28 protein-coding genes are annotated in these 24,845 nt (G+C 69.7%); 12 read left to right on the forward strand and 16 right to left on the reverse strand.

The features are described 5' to 3' along the window. Positions 1–95: 95 nt before the first annotated feature. The 7 genes from BLV96_RS18625 to BLV96_RS18655 all read left to right on the forward strand — a co-directional run bounded on the left by BLV96_RS18625 (position 96) and on the right by BLV96_RS18655 (position 5,689). Positions 96–1,112, forward strand: a complete 1,017-nt coding sequence (locus tag BLV96_RS18625; protein WP_086671767.1) for a substrate-binding domain-containing protein — start codon at positions 96–98, stop codon at positions 1,110–1,112. Positions 1,113–1,120: 8 nt separating this feature from the next. Further along, positions 1,121–2,098, forward strand: a complete 978-nt coding sequence (locus BLV96_RS18630; protein ID WP_086671769.1) for an ABC transporter permease — start codon at positions 1,121–1,123, stop codon at positions 2,096–2,098. Continuing rightward, a complete protein-coding gene (locus BLV96_RS18635) occupies positions 2,095–2,901 on the forward strand; it encodes an ATP-binding cassette domain-containing protein (protein WP_086671771.1) in 807 nt (268 codons plus the stop codon). The genes BLV96_RS18630 and BLV96_RS18635 overlap by 4 nt, the downstream gene beginning before the upstream one ends. Positions 2,902–2,903: 2 nt before the next feature. Then, positions 2,904–3,731: a PfkB family carbohydrate kinase gene (locus tag BLV96_RS18640; protein ID WP_086671862.1), complete on the forward strand. Its 828-nt coding sequence runs from the start codon at positions 2,904–2,906 to the stop codon at positions 3,729–3,731. After that, complete coding sequence (locus BLV96_RS18645; protein WP_086671773.1) at positions 3,728–4,363, forward strand: nucleoside/nucleotide kinase family protein; 636 nt, start codon at positions 3,728–3,730, stop codon at positions 4,361–4,363. Before BLV96_RS18640 ends, BLV96_RS18645 begins: the two co-directional genes overlap by 4 nt. Further along, entirely contained in the window at positions 4,360–5,100 is a 741-nt protein-coding gene (locus tag BLV96_RS18650) for an SDR family oxidoreductase (protein WP_086671775.1), read from the forward strand. Before BLV96_RS18645 ends, BLV96_RS18650 begins: the two co-directional genes overlap by 4 nt. Before the next feature lie 175 nt (positions 5,101–5,275). Then, positions 5,276–5,689, forward strand: a complete 414-nt coding sequence (locus tag BLV96_RS18655; RefSeq protein WP_086671778.1) for a VOC family protein — start codon at positions 5,276–5,278, stop codon at positions 5,687–5,689. A 3-nt stretch (positions 5,690–5,692) separates the two neighbouring features. On the opposite strand, the gene BLV96_RS18660 is transcribed toward BLV96_RS18655, so the two are convergent. The 4 genes from BLV96_RS18660 to BLV96_RS18675 form a co-directional block, all read right to left on the reverse strand. Further along, positions 5,693–6,361 carry a DedA family protein gene (locus tag BLV96_RS18660; protein ID WP_086671780.1) on the reverse strand — a complete coding sequence of 223 codons (669 nt, stop codon included), beginning with the start codon at positions 6,359–6,361 and terminating at the stop codon, positions 5,693–5,695. Positions 6,362–6,492: 131 nt separating this feature from the next. Beyond that, positions 6,493–7,314, reverse strand: coding sequence for a YceI family protein (locus BLV96_RS18665; RefSeq protein ID WP_086671783.1), 822 nt, complete (start codon positions 7,312–7,314; stop codon positions 6,493–6,495). Then, entirely contained in the window at positions 7,311–9,887 is a 2,577-nt protein-coding gene (locus BLV96_RS18670) for an MFS transporter (RefSeq protein WP_086671785.1), read from the reverse strand. The genes BLV96_RS18665 and BLV96_RS18670 overlap by 4 nt, the downstream gene beginning before the upstream one ends. Next, on the reverse strand, positions 9,884–10,414 hold the full coding sequence (locus BLV96_RS18675; protein WP_086671787.1) for a MarR family winged helix-turn-helix transcriptional regulator: 531 nt from the start codon (positions 10,412–10,414) through the stop codon (positions 9,884–9,886). Before BLV96_RS18675 ends, BLV96_RS18670 begins: the two co-directional genes overlap by 4 nt. A gap of 186 nt (positions 10,415–10,600) precedes the next feature. On the opposite strand from BLV96_RS18675, the gene BLV96_RS18680 reads away from it, so the two are divergent. Next, positions 10,601–11,026, forward strand: coding sequence for a PPOX class F420-dependent oxidoreductase (locus BLV96_RS18680; protein WP_086671789.1), 426 nt, complete (start codon positions 10,601–10,603; stop codon positions 11,024–11,026). A 58-nt stretch (positions 11,027–11,084) separates the two neighbouring features. After that, on the forward strand, positions 11,085–12,476 hold the full coding sequence (locus BLV96_RS18685) for an FAD-binding oxidoreductase (protein WP_086671791.1): 1,392 nt from the start codon (positions 11,085–11,087) through the stop codon (positions 12,474–12,476). A 294-nt stretch (positions 12,477–12,770) separates the two neighbouring features. On the opposite strand, the gene BLV96_RS18690 is transcribed toward BLV96_RS18685, so the two are convergent. The 4 genes from BLV96_RS18690 to BLV96_RS18705 form a co-directional block, all read right to left on the reverse strand. Further along, positions 12,771–13,472, reverse strand: coding sequence for a DedA family protein (locus tag BLV96_RS18690; protein WP_086671795.1), 702 nt, complete (start codon positions 13,470–13,472; stop codon positions 12,771–12,773). Between the two features lie 45 nt (positions 13,473–13,517). Then, positions 13,518–13,889 (reverse strand): hypothetical protein, encoded by a 372-nt coding sequence (locus BLV96_RS18695; RefSeq protein WP_086671797.1) that lies wholly within the window; start codon positions 13,887–13,889, stop codon positions 13,518–13,520. Positions 13,890–13,914: 25 nt separating this feature from the next. Further along, entirely contained in the window at positions 13,915–15,066 is a 1,152-nt protein-coding gene (gene nagA, locus BLV96_RS18700; protein ID WP_086671800.1) for an N-acetylglucosamine-6-phosphate deacetylase, read from the reverse strand. A 91-nt stretch (positions 15,067–15,157) separates the two neighbouring features. Continuing rightward, positions 15,158–15,730: an RNA polymerase sigma factor gene (locus BLV96_RS18705; RefSeq protein ID WP_167379675.1), complete on the reverse strand. Its 573-nt coding sequence runs from the start codon at positions 15,728–15,730 to the stop codon at positions 15,158–15,160. 189 nt (positions 15,731–15,919) lie between these two features. Between BLV96_RS18705 and BLV96_RS18710 the strand changes: the two genes are divergently transcribed. Beyond that, on the forward strand, positions 15,920–16,204 hold the full coding sequence (locus BLV96_RS18710) for a YciI family protein (protein WP_086671804.1): 285 nt from the start codon (positions 15,920–15,922) through the stop codon (positions 16,202–16,204). On the opposite strand, the gene BLV96_RS49900 is transcribed toward BLV96_RS18710, so the two are convergent. The 6 genes from BLV96_RS49900 to BLV96_RS18745 form a co-directional block, all read right to left on the reverse strand. Beyond that, positions 16,199–17,137 carry a PDR/VanB family oxidoreductase gene (locus tag BLV96_RS49900; RefSeq protein ID WP_244180308.1) on the reverse strand — a complete coding sequence of 313 codons (939 nt, stop codon included), beginning with the start codon at positions 17,135–17,137 and terminating at the stop codon, positions 16,199–16,201. The two genes, BLV96_RS18710 and BLV96_RS49900, sit on opposite strands and share 6 nt — an antisense overlap. Before the next feature lie 104 nt (positions 17,138–17,241). Next, positions 17,242–18,099, reverse strand: coding sequence for a metal-dependent hydrolase (locus BLV96_RS18725; RefSeq protein WP_086671806.1), 858 nt, complete (start codon positions 18,097–18,099; stop codon positions 17,242–17,244). Then, positions 18,096–19,568 carry a flavin-containing monooxygenase gene (locus BLV96_RS18730; protein WP_086671808.1) on the reverse strand — a complete coding sequence of 491 codons (1,473 nt, stop codon included), beginning with the start codon at positions 19,566–19,568 and terminating at the stop codon, positions 18,096–18,098. The genes BLV96_RS18725 and BLV96_RS18730 overlap by 4 nt, the downstream gene beginning before the upstream one ends. An 81-nt stretch (positions 19,569–19,649) precedes the next feature. After that, positions 19,650–20,126, reverse strand: a complete 477-nt coding sequence (locus BLV96_RS18735) for a pyridoxamine 5'-phosphate oxidase family protein (protein WP_086671810.1) — start codon at positions 20,124–20,126, stop codon at positions 19,650–19,652. Positions 20,127–20,128: 2 nt separating this feature from the next. Further along, complete coding sequence (locus BLV96_RS18740; RefSeq protein WP_086671812.1) at positions 20,129–21,040, reverse strand: SDR family oxidoreductase; 912 nt, start codon at positions 21,038–21,040, stop codon at positions 20,129–20,131. 81 nt (positions 21,041–21,121) lie between these two features. Continuing rightward, positions 21,122–22,024, reverse strand: coding sequence for an aldo/keto reductase (locus BLV96_RS18745; protein WP_086671814.1), 903 nt, complete (start codon positions 22,022–22,024; stop codon positions 21,122–21,124). 63 nt (positions 22,025–22,087) lie between these two features. Here BLV96_RS18745 and BLV96_RS18750 point away from each other — a divergent pair, with 63 nt between their 5' ends. Together BLV96_RS18750 and fbaA are read left to right on the forward strand one after the other, a co-directional pair. Further along, entirely contained in the window at positions 22,088–22,912 is an 825-nt protein-coding gene (locus BLV96_RS18750) for an LLM class F420-dependent oxidoreductase (RefSeq protein ID WP_086671816.1), read from the forward strand. Positions 22,913–23,066: 154 nt separating this feature from the next. Then, positions 23,067–24,098 (forward strand): class II fructose-bisphosphate aldolase, encoded by a 1,032-nt coding sequence (gene fbaA, locus BLV96_RS18755; protein WP_086671818.1) that lies wholly within the window; start codon positions 23,067–23,069, stop codon positions 24,096–24,098. Between the two features lie 54 nt (positions 24,099–24,152). Here the strand turns inward: fbaA and BLV96_RS18760 are convergent, their stop codons facing one another. Both BLV96_RS18760 and BLV96_RS18765 read right to left on the reverse strand, forming a co-directional pair. After that, positions 24,153–24,557: a type II toxin-antitoxin system VapC family toxin gene (locus BLV96_RS18760; RefSeq protein WP_086671820.1), complete on the reverse strand. Its 405-nt coding sequence runs from the start codon at positions 24,555–24,557 to the stop codon at positions 24,153–24,155. Next, a complete protein-coding gene (locus BLV96_RS18765; protein ID WP_086671822.1) occupies positions 24,550–24,828 on the reverse strand; it encodes a type II toxin-antitoxin system Phd/YefM family antitoxin in 279 nt (92 codons plus the stop codon). The genes BLV96_RS18760 and BLV96_RS18765 overlap by 8 nt, the downstream gene beginning before the upstream one ends. Positions 24,829–24,845 lie beyond the last annotated feature (17 nt).

Genomic DNA, 24,845 nt, shown 5'->3' on the forward strand with positions numbered 1-24,845 from the left:
CGGCAAGCGTTTGCGCAAACGCTTGCGTCAAGAGTGCAGTCTGTCTACCTTCCGGTCCATCGGCAAGCTTCGACACGAACCAAGGGTGGGAACCCATGAGACAGCGAAGTCTCACCGCGGTCGTGCTGGCCGCCGTCCTCGCCGCGACGACCGGCTGCACGGTCGAACGCCACTGGGGCGGCAACACCAACACCGGCGGGAGCGGCAAGGCCAAGGTCGGCCTGGTCACCAAGACCGACACGAACCCCTACTTCGTCGAACTGCGCAACGCCGCGAGAGCGACCGCGCAGGCCAACGGCGCCGACTTCAGCGCGCTCGCCGGCCAGTTCGACGGTGACAACGACGGCCAGGTCCGCGCCATCGAGAACCTCCGGCAGCAGGGCGCGAACACCATCCTGATCACGCCCAGCTCGTCGACCGGCGTGCTCAAGGCCATTAAGGACGCCCGGAACGCCGGCGTCCTGGTGATCGCCCTCGACACGGCCACCGAACCGGCCGACGCCGTCGACGCCACCTTCGCCACCGACAACTTCGCCGCGGGCGAGCAGCAGGGCGCCTACGTCAAGGCCGCGCTCAAGGGCGTCCCGCCGAAGCTGCTGATGGTCGACGGGACCGCCGGCAGCTCGGTCGACACCCAGCGCCACGGCGGTTTCCTCAAGGGCATCGGGCTGACCGACGGCTCGCCGGAGATCAAGGGCCACACCGCGGCCAACGGCGACCAGAGCCTCGCCCAGCAGGGCATGGAGAACCTGCTCCAGCGCAGCACCGACATCAACGCGGTCTACTCGATGAACGAGCCGATGGGCCGCGGCGCGTACGCGGCGCTCAACGCCCGCGGGCTCACGAACCAGATCGTGATGGGCTCGATCGACGGCGGCTGCGAAGGCGTCCAGAACGTCAAGAACGGGCAGTTCGCCGCCACCGTCATGCAGTTCCCGAAGAAGATGGCCGAGCAGGGTGTGCTCGCCGCCGTCGAATACGCCAAGACCGGCAAGAAGCCGACCGGGTTCGTGAACACCGGGTCCGCCGTGATCACCGACAAGCCCCTGCCCGGCATCGAGAGCCACGATTCCGCCTGGGGCCTGCAGAACTGCTGGGGAGGCTCGAAGTGACGACGGCAGTGGCTACGAAGGAACGTGAATCCCTCGGTGACTTCCTGCTCCGCGCCCCAGCGGTCGGCCCGGCGCTCGCGCTGGTCGTCGCGATCGTGGTGTTCTCGCTGGCCACGGACACGTTCTTCGACCTCGACAACCTGTCCACCGTGGTCCAGCAGTCGCTCGTCGTCGGGACGCTCGCGCTGGGCCAGACGCTCGTCATCCTCATCGCGGGCATCGACCTGTCCAACGCGGCCTCGATGGTCGTCGCGACGCTGATCATGGCGAAGCTCGCCGCGGCCGGGACGAACGGCTTCGTCGCGCTGCTCGCCGGCGTCGTGCTGACGATCATCGTCGGCATCTTCATCGGTGGCCTCGCCACGCGGATCAAGCTGCCGGCGTTCATCATCACGCTCGGCACGTTCACCATGCTGACCGCGGTGTCGAAGCTGATCGCCGGCGGCCAGGCCGTCCCGGTGACCGACGGGCTGCTGCAGTGGCTCGGCACCAAGCGCTACCTCTTCGGCGGCATCCCGATCACCTACGGCATGACGCTGGCGCTGCTGATGTACCTCGGCGTCTGGTACGCGCTGACGAAAACCGCGTGGGGCAAGCACGTCTACGCCGTCGGCAACGCGCCGGAGTCCGCGCGGCTGTCCGGGATCAAGGTCAACCGCACGGTCCTGTCGGTGTACATCGTGGCCGGGCTGACCTTCGGCATCGCGGCCTGGCAGGCGCTCGGCCGGACGCCGAACGCCGACCCGAACCAGTTCCAGCTCGGCAACCTCGACTCGATCACCGCCGTCGTCCTCGGCGGGACGAGCCTCTTCGGCGGCCGCGGCTCGGTGCTCGGGACGCTGATGGGCGCGCTGGTCGTGGCGGTGCTGCGGTCGGGCCTCACGCAGATGAACGTCGACGGCAACTACCAGGACCTCGCCACCGGCGCCCTGCTCATCGCCGCCGTCGTGGTGGACCGGATCGCGAGGAGGCAGCAGCAGTCATGACCGAACCGATCCTCCAGGCCCGCGGGCTGGTGAAGCGCTACGGCCGGGTGACGGCCATCGACGGCGCCGACTTCGACCTGCTGCCCGGCGAGGTGCTCGCCGTGGTCGGCGACAACGGCGCCGGGAAGTCGTCGCTCATCAAAGCCCTGTCCGGCGCGGTGATCCCGGACGAGGGCGAGATCAAAGTGGACGGTCGCACTGTCCACTTCAAGTCCCCTTTGGACGCTCGGCACTACGGCATCGAGACGGTGTACCAGGACCTCGCCGTCGCGCCCGCGCTCGACATCGCGTCGAACATGTTCCTGGGCCGGGAAAAGCGGCTCAAGGGGCCGCTCGGGCTGGTCCGGAAGCTCGACACCGCGACCATGCGGTCGGAGGCGCAGCGGATCCTCGACGAGCTGGGCATCAACATCAAGTCCATCAGCCAGCCCGTCGAGACGCTCTCGGGTGGTCAGCGCCAGGGGGTCGCCGTCGCGCGGGCCGCGGCGTTCGGCACCAAGGCCGTGATCATGGACGAGCCGACCGCCGCTTTGGGTGTCGCCGAGTCCGGCAAGGTGCTCGACCTCATCGGCCGGATCCGCGACCGCGGCCTGCCGGTGGTGCTGATCAGCCACAACATGCCGCACGTCTTCGACATCGCCGACCGCATCCACGTGCACCGCCTCGGCAAGCGCGTCGCGGTCGTCTCGCCGAAGACGCACTCGATGAACCAGGTCGTCGGCCTGCTCACGGGTGCGTTGCGGCTCGGCGAGAACGGCGAAGTCGAAGAAGCCGGGGCGACCCACGTGGCCGGCTTGAAGTGAAGGTGCTGCTGGCGGGTTTGTGCACCGTGGACGTCGTCCAGCGGGTCGACGAGCTCCCGGCGCCGGGCGAGAAGGTCCAGTCGCTGCGGGTGGACGTCGCGGCCGGGGGGCCCGCGACGAACGCCGCGGTGACGGCCGCCGCGCTCGGCGCCGAGGCGACCCTGCTGACCGTCCTCGGGGCACACCCGCTGGCGGCGCTCGCCCGCGCCGACCTCGAAGCGCACGGCGTCCACCTGATCGACCTGGCCCCAACGCTCGCCGACCCACCCCCGGTCAGCGCGGTGGCGGTCCGCGACCGCGACGGCGAGCGCACCGTCATCTCCCGCAACGCCGCCGAGCGGCACTTTCACGTGAAAGTGCCGCTTCCGGAAGCCGATGTCGTTTTGCTCGACGGGCACTATCCGGAACTTGCGCTGGCCGTCGCGCGGGGAACCCGAGCGCCGGTCGTGCTCGACGCCGGGAGCTGGAAGCCCGTGCTCGACGAGCTCCTGCCGCTGGTCGACGTCGCCGCCTGCTCCGCGCACTTCACCGCGCCGGAGCCGGGGCTGCACGCGCGCGGCGTCCCCACCGTCATCACCACCGCGGGCCCCGGGCCGGTGCGGTGGTCCACTGCGGACGGCGGCTCGGGTGAGGTGCCTGTCGCCGACGTGGAAGCGCGGGACACACTGGGTGCGGGCGACGTCTGGCACGGCGCCTTCGCCGTCGCCGTGGCCCGCGAACCGACGGTGACGGACCGGATCCGCTTCGCCAACGAGGTGGCCGCCGAACGGGTGCGGCAGGTGGGACCGCGGTCGTGGACGACCGCGATCGCAGGAAGGAACAGGACATGACGGCGTTCGACGACTTGCTGGCCAGGGCCGAGGGCCTGACCGTGCGCGGGCAGCGCAACGTGCTGGGCATCATCGGCGCACCCGCGTCCGGCAAGACCACGCTCGCGTGGGCGCTGGCCAACGCGCTCGGCTCGCGTGCCGCGGTGGTCGGCATGGACGGCTTCCACCTCGCGCAGGTCGAGCTGCGCCGGCTGGAGCGCACCGAGCGGAAGGGCGCGCCGGACACGTTCGACGCGGCCGGCTACTTCCACATGATCAAGCGGCTCGCCGAAGGCCGCGAGACGGTCTACGCGCCGGAGTTCCGCCGCGAGATCGAGGAGCCGATCGCCGGCGCGGTGGCCGTGCCGCCGGAGGTCCAGCTGGTGATCACCGAAGGCAACTACCTGCTGCTGCCGGACGACCCGTGGAGCGCCATCCGGCCGCTGCTGACCGAGGCGTGGTTCCTCGCGCCGGACGAGCCGGAGCGGATCGAGCGGCTGGTGTCGCGTCACCGCCGCTACGGCCGTTCCCTGGTCGAGGCCCGCCGGCGCGCGCTCGGCTCGGACCAGCGCAACGCCGACCTCATCTCGCAGACGCGGGACCGCGCGGACCTGGTGCTGGAGAACCTGCCGCTGGCGAACTTCGCGATTTGACGCTCATCGTCACGGGCGGCAGCCGGGGGATCGGTGCCGCCATCTGCGTGCTCGCGGCCCAGCGTGGCTACGACGTCGTCGTGAACTACTCCGGTGATCCGGTCCCCGCTCGCGAAGTGGCCGAGGAGGTACGCGCGCTCGGCCGCCGGGCGCTGGCGGTCCGCGCGGACGTCTCGGTCGAGGACGACGTCGTCGCGCTGTTCGACGCGGCCGCCGAGCTGGGGCCGGTGACCGCGCTGGTCAACAACGCGGCGATCGTCGGCAACACGCCCGGGCGGCTCGACTCCTACGACGTCGAGGTCGTCCGGCGCACCCTCGACGTCAACGTGACCGGGGTGTTCCTGTGCTGCCGCGAGGCGGTCCGCCGCATGTCGACGCGCTACGGCGGCGCGGGCGGCGCGATCGTCAACATCTCCTCGACGGCCGCGCGCACGGGCTCGGCCGGGGAGTGGGTGCACTACGCGGCGTCGAAAGCCGCCGTCGACACCCTGACGTTCGGGCTGGCCCAGGAGGTCGCGGGCGAGGACGTGCGGGTCAACGCCGTCGCGCCCGGGATGGTCCACACGGGCTTGCACGCGGCCGCCGGGCTGCCCGACCGGATGGCGAAGTACGCGCCGCAGATCCCGATGGGCCGCGCCGGCCGGCCGGCCGAGATCGCCGAAGCGGTGATGTTCCTGCTGTCGCCGGCGTCGTCGTTCACCACGGGTGCGGTGCTCGACGTCGGTGGCGGCCGGTGACCGTCCGGGCACGCTCTGATAATTACGAATGACCTTCGGTCACCGGTGTCCGCCTGCTGAGACGCCCGGAGACGGCGAGATCACGATCGGACGCGGACTTGGTCACCTCGGTTTCGGCCGGCGAACGCTGTGCAACTCTGGGGAGCCGCCACGCGAAAGGACGGCTTCGGAAGCCATGGCAAAACTCATGTCCGTGCACCACCTCGCGCTCACCGTGACCGACGTGGACCGCAGCGTGCCGTGGTACGCGCGGGTCCTGGACCTCGAGGAGGTCACCCGGCGCGAAGAGCCGGACACGGGGCTGCGCAAGGTCGTGCTCCGGTCCGCCGGGGACGAGTTCTCCGTGGTGCTGGTCCAGCACGCGGACACCGGCAGACGCGGGTTCGACGAACGCAGAACCGGGCTCGACCACGTCGCTTTCCGGGTGCAGTCGGCCGCCGAACTGGCCGAATGGGAGTGCCGCCTCGCGGAGTTCGGGGTGTCGTACCTGCCGGCCGCGCCCTCGCGGACGTTCGAGGGCTCGAAGGTCGTGGTGTTCCGCGATCCGGACGGCATCCAGCTCGAGATCTGGACCGACCCGGACCTGTAGGCCTCAGGCGCGGGCGTCGTCGCGTTCTTCGACCGGGCGGCGCATCTCCTGGCGGTAGCGCAGCACGCCGTAGCCCGTGCCCACCACGAAGAACGCGATGCTGGCCCACAGCGCCGCCGTCTTCAGCCACGGCAGGGCGTCCAGCAGCCCCGCGCCGTAGTAGCCGAGCAGCACCAGCGTCGGCACCCACAGGAGCCCGCCCAGCGCCGTCGCCGCCATGAAGCGGCGCGGGTCCATCCGGGCCGCGCCCGCGATCAGCGGGGCAAGCGTGCGGATCCACGGGATCCAGCGGGCCGCCACGATCGCGAAGAACCCCTTGCGGTCCAGGAACCGCTGCGCGCGTTCCAGGGCCTGGCGGTTCAGCACCTTGCCGTCGCGCCTCGCGATCAGCTTGGTCCCGCTCGTGCGGCCGATGTAGTAACCGATCTGGTTGCCGAGCACGGCGACGATCAGCGCGGCCCCCGAGAGGAACCACGCGTTCGCGTCCGAACCGTGCTGCGCCAGCACCACGCCGGCCCCGAACAGCAGCGAATCACCGGGCAGGAACAACCCGATGATCAGCGCGCATTCGACCAGCACGAAGCTCAGCACGATCACCCAGACGAGCAGCGGCCCGGCGGTGTCCAGCCAGCTCACGCCGACGCCCGCGGCCTCGATGCTCACGACGTTCACACCGCGAGCCTACGTGGCCCAGGTGAACACCCCACGGCGAACGGTCGAATCGAGCTGTCCGAAATATTCAGGTTCTACGAACGGTGAAGGCCCCCTCACCAGCGGTGAGAGGGCCTTCCCGGGACAAGACCTCAGAACTGCGGCAGTGACTCGCCCTGCACCGCTTCGACGTCCAGCTCGACCTTCACGACCGTGCCGACCGCCGCGACGCCGGCCCGGACCATCGCGCTGTAGTTGATCGCGAAGTCGTTCCGGTGCAGCGTCGTCTCGGCGTGGAACGCCACGCGCACGCCGCCCCACGGGTCCGGGCCCCAGCCGCCGTAGGTCAGCTCGAGCTCGATCTCGCGGCGCTCGCCGTGCAGCGTCAGGTCGCCGACCAGCGTCCACGAATCGACACCGCGCTGGCGCATCCCCGTGCTCGTGAACGTGATCACCGGGTGGACGTCGACGTCGAGGAAGTCCGGCGACCGTAGGTGGTCGTCGCGCATCTTGATGTTCGTGTCGATGCTCGCCGCCTTGATCTCCGCGTGCACCGACGACCGTTCGGCCGGGCGGCCGATCTCGATCCGGCCGGACACGTCCGGGAACCGCGCCTTGATGCTCGCGATGCCCAGGTGCCGGGCGGTCGCGACCACCGACGAGTGCATCGGGTCGATGACCCACGGCCCGGCGGGCGGCAGGTCGATCGCCTCCGCGACCGGGGCCAGCACGACGTCGCCGAGCGAGCCGGAGCCGTCCGAGGCGACCTGCGTCATCCGGGCGACCGGGGTGTACCCGGCCGCCGTGACGACGGCGGTGTAGGTGCCCGCCGGGAGGCCGTCGGTGACGACCTCCCCGCGGACGTCGGCCGCCTGCCGGGCGACCTGCCGGCCGGCCGGGTCGGTCACGGTGAGCACCGCGTGCTCCACCGCCCAGCCCTCGGCCGTCCGGAACGTCGCGCGCAGACCGCTCATGACCGGTCGACCAGCTCGTCGAGGGCCTGGTCGTAGCTCAGCCGGACGTCGTGGCCCGACTCGCCGCCGGTCAGCTCCACCTGGCTGGTCGCCGGCGGGTAACCGCTCGCGACCACGGTGTACGCGCCCGCGGGCAGGTCGCTGACCAGGTACCGGCCTTCGGCGTCGGTCCGCGCCACGGCCGCCACGTTGCCCTCGGCGTCGAGCACGGTGATCCGCGCGTCCGGGACGACCCGGTCGCCCTCGGTCCGCGCGACGCCGGACAGCTGCACCGAGCTGGACAGCTCGACGTCGTGGCGCAGCACGCCGCTGTCGGGCACGGTCAGCGTCACCGCGACCGGCCGGTAGCCCGCGCCGCTCGCGACCAGGGTGTAGGCCCCGGCGCCGACCCCGACGAAAGCGTAGGTGCCGTCCGTGGTGGTGATGAACGCGCCGTTCACCTCGCCGCGGCCGTCGGTCAGCGTCACGGTCACGTTCGCCAGCGGCGAGCCGGTCGCCGCGGCCTTCACGGTGCCCGTCAGCTCGCCGGACCCGGTGAGCGTGACGTCGACCGTCGCCGGCCCGTTGCTGATCACGACGCTGGAGGCCTGCGGCTGGTGGCCGTGGGCCGACACGATGAGGACGTACGCGCCCGGGCCCTGGCTGGGCACCGAGTAGCTGCCGTCCGCGGCGCCGGTGGCCCGCGCGACCTGACGGCCGCGCTGGTCGATCAGGGTCAGCGCCGCGCCGGAGACGTGGCTGCCGTCCTGACGGCGGACGTGGCCGGTCACCGGCACGCCACCCGCGCCGACCGGGGTGTCCAGCTCGGCGTCCGCGAGGGAGTTCGTCATCGGCAGCGCACCCGAAACGGCCTGGTAGTCACCGTGCCCGTTCGTGCTCAGCGCGTGCCGCCCGCCGCCGACCAGGGCCGGTTCGCGGTCGACCGGCTTGACCGGCTCGACGATCTCGGTCGGCTCGTCCGCGTGGTCGTCCGCCTCGAGCAGCGCCTCGCCGCCCTCCATGGCCGCCGCGGCCGGGGCCGCGTTGGTCAGCGGGATCTCCTTCATGAACAGCAGCACGACCGTGGCCAGCAGCGCCACCGCGCCCGCGATGTAGAACACCGTGGTGATCGACTCGGTGAAGCCGATCAGCACCGGCGTCTTGATCGCCTCGGGCAGGTTCTGGATGCCGCTGGTGTCCCCGGACAGGCTGCCGATGCCCGCGCCGGCGCCCTCGGGCAGCTTGCCGCCGAACGCCTTCGTGATGTTGGGCAGCAGGGTGTTGAACAGGACCGTCAGGAAGATCGCGACACCGGCGGTACCACCGATCTGGCGGAAGAACGTCGCCGACGCGGTCGAGACGCCCATGTCGCTGCGCGGACCCGCGTTCTGCACCGCGATGATCAGCGTCTGCATGCACTGGCCGAGGCCGAGGCCGATGATGGCGGCCGCGACGAGCGGGTGCCACAGCGGCGAGTCGTACTTGACCTGCGCGAAGAAGAACGCGCCACCGGCGATCAGGATGGTGCCGACGATCGGGAAGATCTTGTAGCGCCCGGTCCGCCCGGTGAGCCGGCCCGAAACGATCGAGCTGGTCATGATGCCCGCCATCAGCGGCAGCATCAGCAAGCCGGACTCGGTCGGCGTGTAGCCCTGCACGACCTGCATGAACTGCGGGATCATCGTGATCGCGCCGAACATCGCGACACCGACGATGATGCCGCCGATGATCGCCACGGTGAACGTCGAGTTCTTGAACAGCCGGAGCGGGATCAGCGCGGCGTCCTTCATCAGCTTCTCGACCAGGATGAACGAGATCACGCCGACGCCGCCCACGACGTAGCAGAGGATCGCCTTGCCGTCGCCCCAGCCCCACTTCTGGCCCTGCTCGGCGACGATCAGGAACGGCACGACCGCGACGACCAGCGTCAGCGCGCCCCACCAGTCGATCTTGTGCTCGTGGCGCTGGTGCGGCACGTTCAGGACCTTGGCCACGACGAACAGCGCGATGATGCCGATCGGGACGTTGATCAGGAAGACCCAGCGCCAGCCGTGCAGGCCGGCCAGGTTGTCGATGCCGGCGAAGAAGCCACCGAGCACCGGGCCCAGCACGGTCGACAGACCGAACACGGCCAGGATGTAGCCCTGGTACTTCGCGCGCTCACGCGGCGGCACGATGTCGCCGAGGATGGTCATGGCCAGCGACATCAGACCGCCGGCGCCGAGGCCCTGCACCGCGCGGAACGCGGCCAGTTCGTACATCGACGTCGAGAAGGTCGACGCGGCGGAACCGGCGACGAAGATGCCGATCGCGGCCAGGTAGAACGGCTTGCGGCCGTAGATGTCGGAGAGCTTGCCGTAGATCGGCGTGACGATCGTCGAGGTGATCAGGTACGCCGTGGTCGCCCACGCCTGCAGGTCGAACCCGTGCAGGTCGTTGGCGATCTTGACGATCGACGTACCGACGATCGTCTGGTCCAGCGCGGCGAGGAACATGCCGCACATCAGGCCGCTCAGGATCGTGACGATCTGGCGGTGGCTCAAGCGAGGTGGTTCCTTCACCTCGACCGGAGCCGTCTGGGTGGTGGTGCTCATGCGTTGGCCCCCTTGGCCGGTGCACCGGCGGACGCACTCGCGTCGGCCAGCTGTGGAGAGTGGTTCTCGATACCTGTGTTGAGCCGGCCGAACAGCGTGTTCAAGGTCTGGATCTCCCCTTCGGTCCAGTCCCCGAGCACTTCGGCCAGCCACTGGTTGCGCTGCTTGCGGTTCTCTTCGAACACCCGCATGCCCTCGGAGGTCGGGGCGAGCAGGCAGGCCCGGCCGTCTTCGGGGTCGGCCTGGCGCTCGACCAGGCCGTGCTGGACGAGCGAGCTCGACTGCCTGCTGATCGTGGAGATCTCGGAGTGGAGCGACTCGGCGAGCCGGCTGGTGCGCTGCGGGCCCTCGTGGATGAGGGTGAAGAGGATCGCGTAGGCCGCCCGCTCGATGCCGTCGGGCCCCTGCTTGGACACCTGGGACTTCGCCTTGTTGATCAGGCGGACCAGGCGCACGAGCTCGTGCCCGAGCTGGTCGGCGAGGTCCAGTTCGGCGTTGGGCCGGGTGGCGGAGCTGTTCGGTGCCATGGATGGGGTTCCTTCACGGCGTTGGTTGGCGGCTGCAACTAGTTGCCTCAGGCAAGGATGTGCCTTCACCACCGGTTATGCAAGCGGGAGCCGGGTCGATGTGTCGGAACCCACTTTAGTTGTCACACGCAAGCAGTTTCCCGGCGGCCCGCGGAACAAACGCGGCGGCACCCGGTTGGTACAGCTATGACGGACGACACAGCGCTGAAGGACTTCCTCGCCGCGCGCCGCAACGGCGTGCTGGCCACGATCCGCCGCGACGGGCGGCCCCAGCTGTCCACGATCACGCACCTCTACGACGCGGCGACGGACACGATCACCGCGTCGATCACCGAGACCCGGGCGAAGACGAAGAACATGCGCCGCGACCCGCGGGTGACCTACCACGTGGGCAGCGAAGACGGCTGGAGTTACGTCGTCGCGGAGGGGACGGCGACGCTCACGGCACCGGCGGCCTCACCGGACGACGAGACCGTCGAGGCGCTCGTCGACTACTACCGCCGGGCAGCCGGCGAGCACCCCGACTGGGACGAGTACCGCGCCGCGATGGTCAGCGACCAGCGAGTGCTGCTCCGCGTGCACGTGGACAAGCTGCTGGGACTGGTCCGGTAGGGGCGGTTTTGAAATAGAAGTTCCGCAGTGCGGAGTATCCGGGCTTACCATTGAAGCCATGAGCGACGAAGCTTTGGTCACCCGGCTGCGCGACCTGCTCGGCAAGAGCGCGGTGCTCACCGACACCGACGTCACGGCGTCGTACGCGCGCGACATGATGCCGCTGGCGCCCTCCGGGCAGCCCCTGGCGGTGGTGCTGCCCGCGAACGTCGAGGAGGTGCAGGCCGTCGTCAAGGCGTGCGCGGAGGCGGGGGTGCCGATCGTGCCGCGCGGGGCGGGCAGCGGCCTGTCCGGCGCGGCGAACGCGATCGACGGCTGCGTAACGCTGTCGCTGACCAAGCTGAACGAGATCGTCGAGATCGACCCGGGCAACCGGCTGGCGGTCGTCCAGCCGGGCGTCGTCAACCTGGACTTCCGCAACGCGGTCGAGAAGCACGGGCTCTTTTATCCGCCGGACCCGTCGAGCTACGACTGGTGCACGATCGGCGGCAACCTGTCGACCAACGCGGGCGGCCTGTGCTGCGTGAAGTACGGCGTCACGACGGACTCGGTGCTGGGCTTGGAGGTCGTCCTGGCGGACGGGTCCCTGCTGAAGACGGGCCGCCGGACGGTGAAGGGCGTGGCGGGCTACGACCTGGCCCGGCTGTTCGTCGGCAGCGAGGGCACGCTCGGCGTGATCACGCAGGCGACGGTCCAGCTGAAGCCGCTGCCCCAGGCGCCGGCGACGCTGGTCGCGGGTTTCTCGACGACCGAGGCGGCCGGCGAGGCCGTGGCGCGGGTCGTGCGGGAGGGACTGGTGCCGTCGCTGCTGGAGATCATGGACGCGTCGTCGATCAAGGCGTCCGAGACGTACTTGAAGACGGACCTGGGTGCCGGATCGGACTGCCAGGCGTTGCTGCTGGGGCAGTCGGACGCGGGTGGCGAGGTCGCGCGCCGCGAGCTGGCGGCGCTGGAGCAGATCTGCGTCGACTGCGGGGCGGACCTGGCCTACACGACCGAAGACCTCGAAGAGGGGCGGATGCTGCTGCAGGCTCGCCGGGTCGTGCTGACGGCGCTGGAAACCTACGGACAGTGGCTGACCGATGACGTCTGCGTGCCGCGGACGCGGATCGCGGAGTTGATCCGCGGGTGCGAGAAGATCAGTTCCGAGGTGGGGCTGCGGATCGCGGTGGTCGGGCACGCGGGCGACGGCAACATGCACCCGACGATCGTTTACCAGCCCGATGACGCCGACGAGTTCGCTCGGGCGCAGAAGGCGTTCGACGAGATCCTCGAGGTCGGGCTGTCGCTTGGTGGGACGGTGACCGGGGAGCACGGGGTCGGGAAGATCAAGCGGGAGTGGCTGGAGCGGGAGATCGGGCCGGTCGGGATGCGGGTGCACCGGCAGATCAAGGCGGCGCTGGACCCGGGGAACCTGTTCAACCCGGGATCGATGTTCTCGATGACCTGAGCCGGCCACCCAAGCTGCGGCGGCTGCGCTCGCGCGTCGCGAATGTCGCATTCGCGGCGCCGGAGGTCCCCAATGGGCCATTCGCGACCTCGCCCAGGGCCCTGCGCGACCGGGCGTTGTCCTGGTGTCGTCCGAGCGGTTCGCGTTGGCCTGTGTGGCCTGCCCGACCCGGCTGCCCACCATCTGAACTGCCACAGGGGTCCCCGCCCGGGGGACCCCTGTTTTCACGTTACCGCGGGGGTCCGACAAAAAAGGGCCCCACCGCCGACCGGTGGGGCCCTCCAAGTCCGAGCGTCAGTCCTTGATCCGCGGGATCCGCTGCGTCACCTCGGGGTCCGCCGAAGACAGCGCCGCCTTCTTCTCGCGCCGCGACTTCAAGTACTCGATCACGATCGGGACCACCGAAATCAGGACGATCAGCACGAAGATCGCGTCGATGTTCTTGCCGATGAACGGGATGTCGCCCAGCAGGTAGCCGAGCACGGTGATGCCCGCCGCCCAGAGGATGCCGCCGATGATCGTGTACGTGAAGTAGCGCTTCGGATCCATGCGGCCGATGCCGGCGATCCACGTGATGAACGTCCGGACGAACGGCACGAACCGGGCCAGAACGACGGCCTTGGGTCCGTGCTTCTCCAGGAATGCGTGCGTCTGGTCGATGTGTTCCCGCTTGAAGAACTTGGAGTCCGGCCTGCTGAACAGCTTGGGACCGACGAAGTAGCCGAGGTAGTAACCCACGACGTTGCCGAGCAGCGCGGCCACGGTCACCAGGACGCAAACCAGCCAGAGCGGCAGGAGCTTGCCGTTCGCTATGAGCAGGCCGGCGGTGAACAGCAGCGAGTCACCGGGCAGCACCGGGAAGATGCTGCTTTCGATGAAGATGATGAGACACAGGACGGCGACAGCCGGGCCGGCCACACCGTCGAGGAGGACGTTCGGGTCCAGCCATGACGGCAGCAGCGACATCGTGTTGACCGTGCTCTGGGCGAGAATCACCCCAAAAACGGTACAGGGTCACCCTGAGTCGTTACTGAGACCCGGTCAGACCAGCGTGAGCAGGCCCACCACGGACCCCGCGGCGAGGCCCAGCAGCACCGCCAGCAACAGGATCCAGTACGCGGGCAGCTGCGCCGACTGCCGTGGCGGCGGCGGCGGAGGTGGCGCGGTGTAGGCCGTCGGGGCCTCGGCGACCGGGTCCAGCGCCGCCCGCTCGCGCTCCAGCGAGTCCGCGCTCGCGCCGGACAGCAGCCCGTATGCCGACGGCAGCTCGTTGATCGCGCTGGTCGGGACGGCGTCCGTCGCCGGCTCCCGCGACGGCGGCGACGCCGGCGTCGGCGACGCCGAAGGGGCGAAGACGGCTTGCGCGCGAAGGGCGTCCGCCAGCAACTGCTCGGGGTCCTTCGGCTCGCTCATCTCCGCCCGTCCTCGTTCCGGAAACTCAGGTACTCAAGGTAGCCGTACCCACCTCGGCGACCCATTCACCCCGGCGCAGCACCTTCGCGGGCCGCAGGTCCTGGTCGAGGACGACGATGTCGGCCACGTACCCCGGGCACAGCATCCCCGTGCGGTCGGCGATGCCGAGCAGCTCGGCGGGCCGTTGCGACGTCGCGTGCACCGCGTCGAGGATGCCGAGTTTCGCACCCCCGACCAGATTGCGGAAGGCGGTGTCCATCGTCAGGGTGCTGCCGGCCAGCGAGCCGTTGTCGGCGAGGGTGGCGACGCCGTCGTGGACGTCGACCTCCAGCCGGCCCAGCGTGTAGCGGCCGTCCGCGGCGTCGGTGGCCGACATCGCGTCCGTGATGAGCACCGTCCGGTTGCGGCCCGCGTGCTTCGCGGCCAGCCGCACGACGGTCGGGTGCAGGTGGACGAGGTCGCAGATGAGCTCGATCGTGATGCGCTCGTCATCGAGCAGTGCCCCGACCGGGCCCGGTTCGCGGTGGTGCAGCGGCCGCATGCCGTTGAACAGGTGGGTCGCGACCGTCGCGCCCGCGTCGATGGCCGGCAGCAGCTGCTCCTCGACGCCGTCGGTGTGCCCGATGGCGGCGATGACACCCGACTCCGCGAGCTGCCGGACGGCCTTGATGCCGCCGTGCAGCTCGGGGGCGATGGTGACCATCCGGATCGCGCCCTGGCCGGCGCGCAGGAGCTTGTCCACCGTGCCGGTGTCCGGCTCCAGCAGCGTCTCCGGGTCGTGCGCCCCGCAGCGGGCCTTCGAGATGAACGGCCCCTCCAGGTGGATGCCCGCGACCTCGCCGTCCTGGACGAGCTCGCGCAGCGCCGCGACCTGGTCACGCAGGATGTCCACCGGGTCGGACACCAGGCTGGCGAGCATGGTCGTGGTGCCGTGACGGCGGTGCGCTCGCACCGCCGTCAGGAGTTCCTCGGGATCGAGGGAGGTGAACGAAGCACCTCCCCCGCCGTGGCAGTGGGTGTCGATGAACCCGGGCACGACCAGTGCCCCACCGACGTCGACGTGTTCGCCCGACGGCGGGGTCCCGGAACCCACGCCGGCGATCCGCCCGTCGGAGACGGCTACCCAGCCGTCGTCGAGTACACGGTCCGGGGCAGCGACCCGGCCGCCCATGATCACGAAATCTCCGGCGCCTCTCACGCACCCCAGCATATATTGGTCTGGACCAAGCATGGTGATACGACTCAGTGATCGGAATGGTCCACCCGGGTCACTGTGGGGCCTGCATGGCCTTCTGGAGTGCCTCGAGCGCCCGGCTGGCGGTCGACTTAACGGTACCCTTGGAAATGCCTGCGGCCTCAGAGATTTCGGCCTCGCTCAGCCCACCGTAGTAACGCAGCACCAGCACTTCGCGCTGGCGGGGCGGCAGTTTGGACAATGCGGACACGACGGCCTGGTGCTCGCTGGAGAGCATCGCGAGGCTCTCCGCGGACCGCGCGTTGACCGCGTGCGGCGGCACGTACTCCCGCGCGGTCTTGCGCCGGCGCAGCACGCTGCGCGACCCGTTGACCACGGCCGTGCGCAGATAGCCGACCGCGGCCGCGGCGTCCCGGAGGCGCCCCCAGTTGCGGTGCAGGCCGGTGAAGGCCTCCTGGACTACGTCTTCCGCGGTCGCGGGCTCGTCGACCAGCAGAATCGCCAGCCGGACCAGCCGCATGCGGTGCTGGCGGTAGAGGTCTTCGAGGGTCAGCGGTGTCGGCGTCTGCGCCGGGGCCGGACCGTCCATGACCCGCAGGTGGCCGAGGGTCGCCTCGACGCTGCGTTCCGCATTGCCCTCGAGCATGAACCCCTGCCTGTCCTCGACCCCGGTTTGCACGGTGTGTCGCGTCAGCAGGTTCACGGTATTCACAGCGCTCACACAGGTACTGACGCACGCCCAGCCTATCGGGTTGGCTTGCCGTCGCCACAGATCGCCCGTCACGAGACGGGTAGGTTCGGACGCGTACCGCCCGCCCGACCCCGGAGAGCCCCCATGGCCTGGTTCCTCGTCGAAATCACCTACGTCCAGGAGAAGATGCCGGACGTCCGGCCGCGGCACCGCGAGTTCCTCTCGAAGCTCGCCGCGGAAGGCCGGGTGGCGGTCGCCGGCCCGCTCGGCGACGGCACCGGCGGCCTCACGCTCTACCAGGCCGACGACGAGGCGCACCTCAAGGAGACGATCGACCAGGACCCGTACTTCCTGGAGGGGGTCGTCGCCGAGCGGTCGATCCGCGAGTTCAAGCCGGTCATCGGCGCCTGGATCCCGCAGGAGTCATAGGTCGAGCACGGTGGTGCCGCGGTCGACGCAGATCCGCATCGACGAGCCGTCGGCCGCCGGCACCGCGCACGTCCCGCAGAAGCCCTGGCGGCACGAATACGGCGTCGCGGGCCGCGCTTCGAGGAGGACGTCGAGGGCGCTCCGGTCGCCCGGGACCTGGAGTACTTGCCCTGACCTGCGCAAAGTCAGCTGGAACGGCTCGCCGGCGACGATCGGCGGCGGGGCGAACCGCTCGAAGTGCACGGCTTTCGCGCCGGTCAGCGCCAGGTCGACGCGGACACCGGTGATCATCGGCACCGGGCCGCAGCAGTACACCGCTGCCCCTTCGGGCAGATCTGCCAGCAGTTCCGCGCCCGACGCCGGGATGCCGTACTCGGTGTCGGGGCGGATCCGGACGCGGTCGTCGTCCGGCAGTCCGTCGAGGAACGGCATCGATGCGCGGCTGCGACCGGTGTAGACCAGCCGCCAGTCGGCGCCCATCGCGGCGGCTCGGCGGACCATCGGCAGGATCGGCGTGATCCCGATGCCGCCGGCGATGAACAGGAACGGCCCGCCGCCGACGAAGGGGAACGCGGTCCGCGGGCCCCGGACGGTCACCCGCGTGCCCGGCGAGAGCGCGTGGACCTCGGCGGACGCGACGCCGATCTTCCGCACGGCGATGCGGTAATGATCCGTTTCGGCCGGATCGCCGCAGAGGGAGTACTGCCGGACCAGGCCCGATGGCAGCACGAGGTCGACGTGCGCCCCCGGTCGCCAGCCCGGCAGCGGGCCGCCGTTCGCCAGCCGCAGGCTCACGACGCCCTCGGCTTCGGACCGCACCTCTTCGACCACCAGAGACAGGTTCCGGTCGATCGCGCGCACGGGTGGTCGCCGTCGCCCGCTTAATTGCGACATCCGGCGATAAGCGCCCACAACACCGACCAAAGTGGACATCAGATGGTCGGTCCGGCCACTCCCATCCAGCCGGGTCGGCCACCCCGGAGCGGAGCTTTCACGTGAAAGCTCCGCGCCCAGGTCGCAGCTTTCACGTGAAAGCTTCATCCGGCGGCCCGGGCAGCCGGGGAACTCGCGAGGTAGGTCACCGCCTGCTCGGTGCTCCCCGTCTCCGTCGGGTGGTACGACTTCCGGAAGTACGGCCGGATTTCGCGCAGCAGCTGACGTCCGCTGGGCAGCAATCCCCGCTTCGCCGCGCGGCGGTAACCCCGCAGCGAAGCACGTCCCGGGCGCGTCGGATCGTTATGCATCAGATATCGCGTGCCGCGCGCGAACACCCACGCCAGCACCGGCGTCACCGCCGCCATGCTGCGCACGCGTCGCGTGTACCGGCCGTCGAGGTGCATGAAGAGGTCGAACGCGACCGACCGGTGTTCGACCTCTTCGGCGCCGTGCCAGCGCAGCAGGTCGAGCATCACCGGGTCGGCGCCGGCGTCCTCCAGGGGCGCGTCGAGCACCCACTGGCCGAGGAACGCCGTGTAGTGCTCGATCGCGGCGACGATCCCGAGCCGTTCGACCAGCCACTCCTCGGCCGCGCGCCCGGTCAGGTCGCGGTCGCCGAGCAGCTTCCGGAACAGCCACTCCATCTGCGCGATGAACGGCCGCATCGGAACGCCCGCGGCCTCGAGGTGCGTCGCCGCGCCGTCGTGGGCCTCGGCGTGCACCGCCTCCTGGCCGATGAACCCGAGGACGTCGGCCTTGAGCCGCTCGTCCCGGATCAGCGGCACCGCCTGCTTGAACACCTCGACGAACCAGCGCTCACCTTCGGGCAGCGCCAGGTGCAGGACGTTGATGGTGTGCGTGACCTGCGGTTCGCCGGGGACCCAGTGCATCGGCAGCGCCGCCCAGTCGAACTTCACGTCCCGCGCGTGCAGGACGAGCTGCTCGTCCTCGGCGGTCATGACGAGCGGCCGGACAGTTCGTAGTCCGCGGGGTCGACCTTGCGCGTCTCCAGCCAGTAGCGCCAGGTGAAGCCGGGCCAGATCGTCCGGTTGACGCCCTTGGCGTCGAGGTACCAGCTCTTGCAGCCACCCTGCGTCCAGACGCCCTTGACCAGCTTGTCCTGGATCTCCCGCTGGAACTTGTCCTGCACACTGGGCCGGACGTCGAGCGCGGCGGCGTCGCGGGAGTCGGCGAGCTTGATCGCGTCGACGACGTACCGCGACTGCGACTCGATCATGAACACGACGGAGTTGTGGCCCAGCGCGGTGTTCGGGCCGAGCAGGAAGAACAGGTTCGGGAAGCCGGACACGGAGATGCCCTTGTGCGTTTGCATCCCTTCGGCGGCCCATTCCTTGGCGAGGTCGCGGCCGTCGACACCGGTGATGTCCAGGTACTCGAGCGCGTCGGTGACCTTGAACCCGGTGCCGTAGATGATCGCGTCGACCTCGTGCTCGACGCCGGCGGAATCGACGATCGAGTGCGCCTTGACCTCCTTGACGCCGGAGGTGTTGACGTCGACGTTCGGCCGGCCCAGCGCCGGGTAGTAGTCGTTGGAGATCAGGACGCGCTTGCAGCCCATGGTGTAGTCCGGCGTGACCTTCTTGCGCAGCGCGCGGTCCTGGATGCCCTTCGCGATGTTGCGCTTCGCGATCAGCTCGCCGGCCTTCATGATCGCCGGGTGGCCGTTGAAGCCGATGGCGCGCGCTTCGAGCAGCCAGTACAGCGCGTTGCGGTAGAGGCGCTGGGCGCCGGGCACGCGCTTGAACAGCGTCTGCGCCCAGCCCGGCATCGCGTGGTCGGGCTTCGGCATGATCCACGGCGGCGTGCGCTGGAAGAGCGTCAGCTCGGCGACGTCGGGGGCGATCTTCGGGACGAACTGGACGGCGCTGGCACCGGTTCCGACGACGGCGACCTTCTTGCCGCGCAGGTCGTATTCGTGGTTCCACTGCGCGGAGTGCCAGGTCTGGCCCTTGAACTCCTTGATCCCGGGCAGCTCGGGGACCTGCGGGATGTGCAGCCCGCCGACCCCGGAGACGAGGAACTGCGCGACGAACTCGCGGCCGTCCTTCGTGGTCGCCGTCCAGCGGCGTTCGCGCTCGTCCCAGTGGGCGCCGGTGAGCTCGACGCCGAACCGGATCTTCTCGCGCAGCCGGTACTTGTCCGCGACACCCTTGAGGTAGTCGAAGATCTCCGGCTGCGGCGAGAACGACCGCGACCAGTCCGGGTTCTGCTCGTACGAGAACGAGTACATGTGCGACTGCACGTCGCACGCGCACCCGGGGTAGGAGTTGTCGCGCCAGGTGCCACCCACCTCGGTGGCCTTCTCCAGGATCACGTAGTCCCGGATGCCGGCCTTTTCGAGCTGGATCGCCTGGCCGAGCCCGGAAAACCCGGTGCCCACTATCACGACCTTGAACCGCTCGGTCATCTGTCGGCCTCCGCTGCCTCGAGGAAACTGCCCAGATGACGTTACCTCAGGTAACAGTTACTTGGAAGTACTACCTACCGATCAGTACGTCCCGCCGAGCTTCGTGTGGTCCCAGCTGACGACCTTCGTCGGCCGGAAGACCAGTCCGATGCGTTTCGGCGCCTGACCTGCGATGAAGCCCTTGAGTTCGTCGGGAACCGGGTCGCCCGGCTTCGCGCCCGCGTACCGCTGCATGAGCGTGATGCCCATCCGGGTGACTTCTTCGGTGTCCTCGATGATCTCGACGTCGGCCTCGAGCGAGACGCCGCGGAGCTTCTCGTAGCTGTCGCCGTCCTCGATGAGCACCGTCGCCTCCGGCAGGCGGCGGAGGTTCTTCGCCTTCTGCGAGGTGCCGTACGTCCAGGTCGCGACGCCGCCGTCCTCGTGCGGGTAGTACCAGAGCGGCGCGAGGTGCGGGCGGCCGTTGGGGCCGACGCTGGCGACGTTGATGACCTTCTGCTCGGCGAAGTACGCGCGCACTTCGTCGTCGGTCATCCGGATCTGGTCACGACGGGACATCTTCACCCCTTGGTGGCGGCCCGGCCGCCGTGGCCGGTGACCGCCGACTCGAACGCGCCGCGCGCCTCGATGTCGGCCAGCGCGGCCTTGTCCGCCGAAGGTACCCGGCTGCGGGAGCCGATTTCGATGATCGGCGGGAGGAACGCGCGGAGCAGCTTGAGGCCGCCGACCCAGCGCGGCACGTGGATGGTCCGGGCGCGCTTGAGGATGCCGGCTTCGAGGTCGTCGAGGGCGACTTCCAGGGGGTAGGTCTTGCCGATCAGGCCCGGCATGGACGCGCGGAGCTTGCCGAACACGGGGTGGGCGTCGGCGCTTTCGACGAGGTCGGTGCGGATCCACGTCGGGTGCGCGACGCCGACCTTGACGCCCAGGTGGGCGACCTCGGCGCGGAGGCTGTTGGAGAAGGCTTCGACGCCGGCCTTCGCGGCGGAGTAGTTCGCCATGCCCGGCGCGTGCGTGATCGCGGCGAGGCTGGAGATGGCGAGCAGGTAGCCCTTGCGCTCGATGACGTGCGGGAGCGTGACGCGGAACGTGCGCCAGACGCCGAGCAGGTCGACCTCGATCACCTTCTCGAACGCGGCGCGGTCGACCGAGCGGACGAAGCCCGCGGTCGCGATGCCGGCGTTCGCGATGACGATGTCGATGCCGCCGAAGTGCTCGACGACGCCCTTGGTGGCCTTCTCCAGGGCGTCCCAGCTAGTGACGTCGGCTTCCCAGGCGTGCGCGTTGGGTCCGATGCGGTCGGCGACCTTCTTCTGCTCGTCGGCTTCGAGGCCGACGAGGGCGACCTTCGCGCCGCGCGCGGCGAGCCGCTCGGCCAGGCCGGCGCCGATGCCGCGGGCCGCGCCGGTGATCAGCACGACCTTGCCGTCGACCTTCTTGGTGCCGCTCAGCAGCGAAAACGGGTTGGCCACGGTGCCCTCCTAGACGTCACTTGAGGGCACCGTACCCCAACTTACCCGCAGTAAGCTACCCAAGAGTAGGCGCCACTTTCCCTACAAAAGTGACGCTACTTCGTCCGGGGTCAGCGTCAGGGTGACCGAGGCGATCAGGTCGGTGAGCTGCTCGGTCGTGCGGGCGCTGGCGATCGGCGCGGCGACCGTGGGCTGCTGCCGGAGCCACGCGAGCGACACCGCGGCTACCGAGGTTCCGTGCGCTGCCGCCACTTCGTCGAGTTTCGCGAGCACGCGCTCGCCGTGTCCGTCCAAATAGGACTCCGCGCGGGCGGCGCGCGGGCTGTCGACGTTGTGGTCCTTCGTGCGGTACTTGCCGGTCAGGAAGCCCTTCGCGAGCGCGAAGAAGGGCAGGGTGACCAGGCCTTCGCGCTCGACGAGCGGGGCGAGGTCGCGTTCGTAGTCCCGCTCGACGAGGTTGTAGTGCGGCTGCAGCACGGCGTAGCGCGCGAGGCCGTTCTTGTCCGAAATGGACAGTGCGTCGGCGAGCCGCTCGGCGCTGTAGTTGGACGCGCCGAGGTGGCGGACCTTGCCCGCGCGGACCAGCGCGTCGAACGCGGTCAGTGTCTCTTCGAGCGGGGTGTCCGGGTCGTCCCGGTGCGCGTAGTAGAGGTCGATGTGGTCGGTCTTGAGGCGGCGCAGCGAGTCCTCGGCCGCGGCCTGGATGTTCTTCGCGGACAGGCCCGGCCGGCCGTCCCACATGCCGACCTTGGTCGCGACGACGACGTCGTCCCGGTTGCCGCGGGCGGCCAGCCAGTTGCCGAGGATCTCCTCGGAGCCGCCCCCGCCGCCGTAGAGGTCGGCGGTGTCCACGAAATTGCCACCGGCCGCGGTGTAGGCGTCGAGCACGGCGAACGACTGCGGCTCGTCCGCCGTCCAGCCGAAGACGTTGCCGCCGAGGTTGAGCCCGTACACGTCGAGGTCGGTGTTTCCCAGCTTGGTCATGTCTTCGACAGTAATTCGCCGGGAGCGGGAGGAAAATCGCCGTCCCACGCGTTGGAGTGTTCCATGGCTATCGAACTGGGCAAGCTCGGAATCTGGCGGTACCACGCCAACGTGGACGCGAAGTTCGCGGCGGAGGCGGAGAAGCTCGGCTACGGGGCGATTTGGCTGGGCGGCTCGCCCGGCGCCGACGACCTGGCGTCGGTGGACGGCATCCTGGAGGCGACGGACTCCCTGGTCATAGCGACCGGCATCGTGAACATCTGGCAGGACGAGCCGGCGGACATCGCCCGCGTCTACGAGCGCATCGCGGCGAAGCACCCGGACCGCTTCCTGCTGGGCGTCGGCGCGGGCCACCGCGAAGCGACGAAGGAGTACAAGAAGCCGTACGCGGCTCTGGTCGACTACCTGGACGGCCTGGACGCGGCGGGCGTGCCGGTCGCCGGGCGCGCGTTGGCGGCGTTGGGCCCGAAGGTGGTGGCGCTGTCGGGTGAGCGTACGGCGGGGGCGCACCCGTACCTGACGACGCCGAAGCACACTCGCTCGACGCGCGAAATCCTCGGCGAGGGCCCGCTGCTGGCGCCGGAGCACAAGGTCGTTTTGTCGACCGACGCGGCGGAGGCGCGGGCGATCGGCCGCAACACCGTCAAGTACTACCTGGGGCTGTCGAACTACGTCGCCAACCTGCGGAAACTCGGCTTCACGGACTCCGATTTGGAGGGCGAGGGCAGCGACCGGCTGGTCGACGCGCTGGCCCTGCACGGCGACGCGGCGACGATCGCGCGTGGCCTGTCGGCCCACCTGGACGCGGGGGCGGACCAGGTCGTCGTCCAGGTGCTGAACGAGGACCCGTGGCCGGGCTACCGCGCGCTGGCCGCCGAGCTGCTGTGATCTCCGTCCGGCCGCCGGTGCGCCCGGCGGCCGGACGCACCCCCTTCTGAACCGATCCGACGTGCGGAAAAGTTTCTGCGCGGGGACCGGTGTGCGGCGGCGGTACACCTCGTACGATGCGGTCGGGACCCATCCCTGCCAAGGAGGAATACCGATGCCCATCGCGACCCCCGAGGTCTACGCGGAGATGCTGGACCGGGCGAAGGCGAACGAGTTCGCTTACCCGGCCATCAACGTGACCTCGTCCGAGACCGTGAACGCCGCCATCCGCGGGTTCGCCGAGGCGGAGAGCGACGGGATCATCCAGTTCTCCACCGGCGGCGCGGAGTTCGCCTCCGGCCAGAAGGTCAAGGACATGGTCGTCGGCGCGACCGCGCTGGCCGAGTTCGCGCAGGTCGTCGCGGCGAAGTACGACGTCAACGTCGCGCTGCACACCGACCACTGCCCGAAGGACAAGCTGGACGGCTTCGTCCGCCCGCTGATCGAGATCTCGGCCGAGCGCGTCAAGAACGGCCAGAACCCGCTGTTCCAGTCCCACATGTGGGACGGTTCGGCGATCGACCTCGACGAGAACCTCGAGATCGCCGCGGAGCTGCTCGCCAAGACGGCGGCCGCGAAGATCATCCTCGAGGTCGAGATCGGCGTCGTCGGCGGCGAGGAAGACGGCGTCGAGGCGGAGATCAACGAGAAGCTGTACACCGCCGAGGGCGACTTCCTGAAGACGATCGACGCGCTCGGTTCGGGCGACCGCGGCCGCTACCTGCTGGCGGCGACGTTCGGCAACGTCCACGGCGTGTACAAGCCGGGCAACGTGAAGCTCCGCCCGGACGTGCTGAAGGGCGGCCAGGAGGCGGCGTCGAAGAAGCTCGGCCTGGACGCGGGTTCGAAGCCGTTCGAGCTGGTCTTCCACGGCGGCTCGGGCTCCCTCCCGGAGGAGATCCGCGAGGCGGTGTCGTACGGCGTGGTGAAGATGAACGTCGACACGGACACGCAGTACGCGTTCACGCGCCCGATCGTGGACCACTTCTTCAAGAACTACGACGGCGTGCTGAAGATCGACGGCGAGGTCGGCAACAAGAAGGTCTACGACCCGCGGTCGTACCTGAAGGCCGCTGAGGCCGGGATGGCTCAGCGGGTCGTCGAAGCTTGCCAGGCGCTGGGCTCGGCGGGCACGAAGGTCAAGTAGTCACGCGCGAAGGGGGCGGCACTTTCACGTGAAAGTGCCGCCCCTTCGTCGTGTTCAGACTTCGACGACTTCCAGCAGGCTCTCGAGACCGCGGAAGTCCTTCGCGTTGCGGGTGTACAACGGCAGGCCGTGCACGGAGGCGATCGCGGCGATCATCAGGTCCATCCGGCGCGGTCGAGGTGACCGGCCCGCGGCCACCGTCAGCGCGACCAGCGTGCCGTAACGAGCGGCGGCCTCGCCATCGAACGGCAACGGGGTGAATTCGACGATGGCCGCGCCTAGTTGCTCGTTCCGCATCGCTTTCGTGGCCGGGTCCACCGTCATGACGACGCCTTGGTAGAGCTCGGCCATGGTCACCGCGGTGATCTCCGGGAAGTCCGGAAGGGACTGCGGGTCCAGGGTGTCGAGCTCGATGTAGGTGCAGGTGTCGAGCACTCCGGCGACGTGACGTTCAGCCACGCTTGCGTTCCCAGGGGTTGTCGTCATCGCTGAGGCGATCGTCGCCGAAGAACTCGTCGGCATCTCGCCGCAGCTCGGCGGCGTCGACCCGCGGCAGTCGCTTGTGGCGCTCGACCAGCTCGGCCGCGGTGAACCGCTTCCGGCGGGACACCGGTCGCAGTTCGGCGATCTCCACGCCGTTGCGGGTGACGTGGTACGTCTCGCCGGCTTCGACCGCGTCCATGATCGCGGCCGAGTTGTTCCGGAACTCCCGCTGGCTGATGACGTTCACCAAGCGAGTGTAGCACT

It is taken from the genome of Amycolatopsis pretoriensis (genome assembly GCF_900107925.1).
Lineage (GTDB): Bacteria > Actinomycetota > Actinomycetes > Mycobacteriales > Pseudonocardiaceae > Amycolatopsis > Amycolatopsis pretoriensis.

What these genes read in the sequence shown, in the direction of transcription:
- BLV96_RS18670 (WP_086671785.1), bottom strand. Translation starts at nt 9,887, where the DNA reads ATGAGCACCACCACCCAGACGGCTCCGGTCGAGGTGAAGGAACCACCT.
- BLV96_RS18625 (WP_086671767.1), top strand. Translation starts at nt 96, where the DNA reads ATGAGACAGCGAAGTCTCACCGCGGTCGTGCTGGCCGCCGTCCTCGCC.
- BLV96_RS18710 (WP_086671804.1), top strand. Translation starts at nt 15,920, where the DNA reads ATGGCCTGGTTCCTCGTCGAAATCACCTACGTCCAGGAGAAGATGCCG.
- BLV96_RS49900 (WP_244180308.1), bottom strand. Translation starts at nt 17,137, where the DNA reads ATGTCCACTTTGGTCGGTGTTGTGGGCGCTTATCGCCGGATGTCGCAA.
- BLV96_RS18695 (WP_086671797.1), bottom strand. Translation starts at nt 13,889, where the DNA reads ATGAGCGAGCCGAAGGACCCCGAGCAGTTGCTGGCGGACGCCCTTCGC.
- BLV96_RS18635 (WP_086671771.1), top strand. Translation starts at nt 2,095, where the DNA reads ATGACCGAACCGATCCTCCAGGCCCGCGGGCTGGTGAAGCGCTACGGC.
- BLV96_RS18750 (WP_086671816.1), top strand. Translation starts at nt 22,088, where the DNA reads ATGGCTATCGAACTGGGCAAGCTCGGAATCTGGCGGTACCACGCCAAC.
- BLV96_RS18745 (WP_086671814.1), bottom strand. Translation starts at nt 22,024, where the DNA reads ATGACCAAGCTGGGAAACACCGACCTCGACGTGTACGGGCTCAACCTC.
- BLV96_RS18725 (WP_086671806.1), bottom strand. Translation starts at nt 18,099, where the DNA reads ATGACCGCCGAGGACGAGCAGCTCGTCCTGCACGCGCGGGACGTGAAG.
- BLV96_RS18705 (WP_167379675.1), bottom strand. Translation starts at nt 15,730, where the DNA reads ATGCTCGAGGGCAATGCGGAACGCAGCGTCGAGGCGACCCTCGGCCAC.
- BLV96_RS18665 (WP_086671783.1), bottom strand. Translation starts at nt 7,314, where the DNA reads ATGAGCGGTCTGCGCGCGACGTTCCGGACGGCCGAGGGCTGGGCGGTG.
- BLV96_RS18685 (WP_086671791.1), top strand. Translation starts at nt 11,085, where the DNA reads ATGAGCGACGAAGCTTTGGTCACCCGGCTGCGCGACCTGCTCGGCAAG.
- BLV96_RS18680 (WP_086671789.1), top strand. Translation starts at nt 10,601, where the DNA reads ATGACGGACGACACAGCGCTGAAGGACTTCCTCGCCGCGCGCCGCAAC.
- BLV96_RS18735 (WP_086671810.1), bottom strand. Translation starts at nt 20,126, where the DNA reads ATGTCCCGTCGTGACCAGATCCGGATGACCGACGACGAAGTGCGCGCG.
- BLV96_RS18645 (WP_086671773.1), top strand. Translation starts at nt 3,728, where the DNA reads ATGACGGCGTTCGACGACTTGCTGGCCAGGGCCGAGGGCCTGACCGTG.
- BLV96_RS18730 (WP_086671808.1), bottom strand. Translation starts at nt 19,568, where the DNA reads ATGACCGAGCGGTTCAAGGTCGTGATAGTGGGCACCGGGTTTTCCGGG.
- BLV96_RS18675 (WP_086671787.1), bottom strand. Translation starts at nt 10,414, where the DNA reads ATGGCACCGAACAGCTCCGCCACCCGGCCCAACGCCGAACTGGACCTC.
- fbaA (WP_086671818.1), top strand. Translation starts at nt 23,067, where the DNA reads ATGCCCATCGCGACCCCCGAGGTCTACGCGGAGATGCTGGACCGGGCG.
- BLV96_RS18655 (WP_086671778.1), top strand. Translation starts at nt 5,276, where the DNA reads ATGGCAAAACTCATGTCCGTGCACCACCTCGCGCTCACCGTGACCGAC.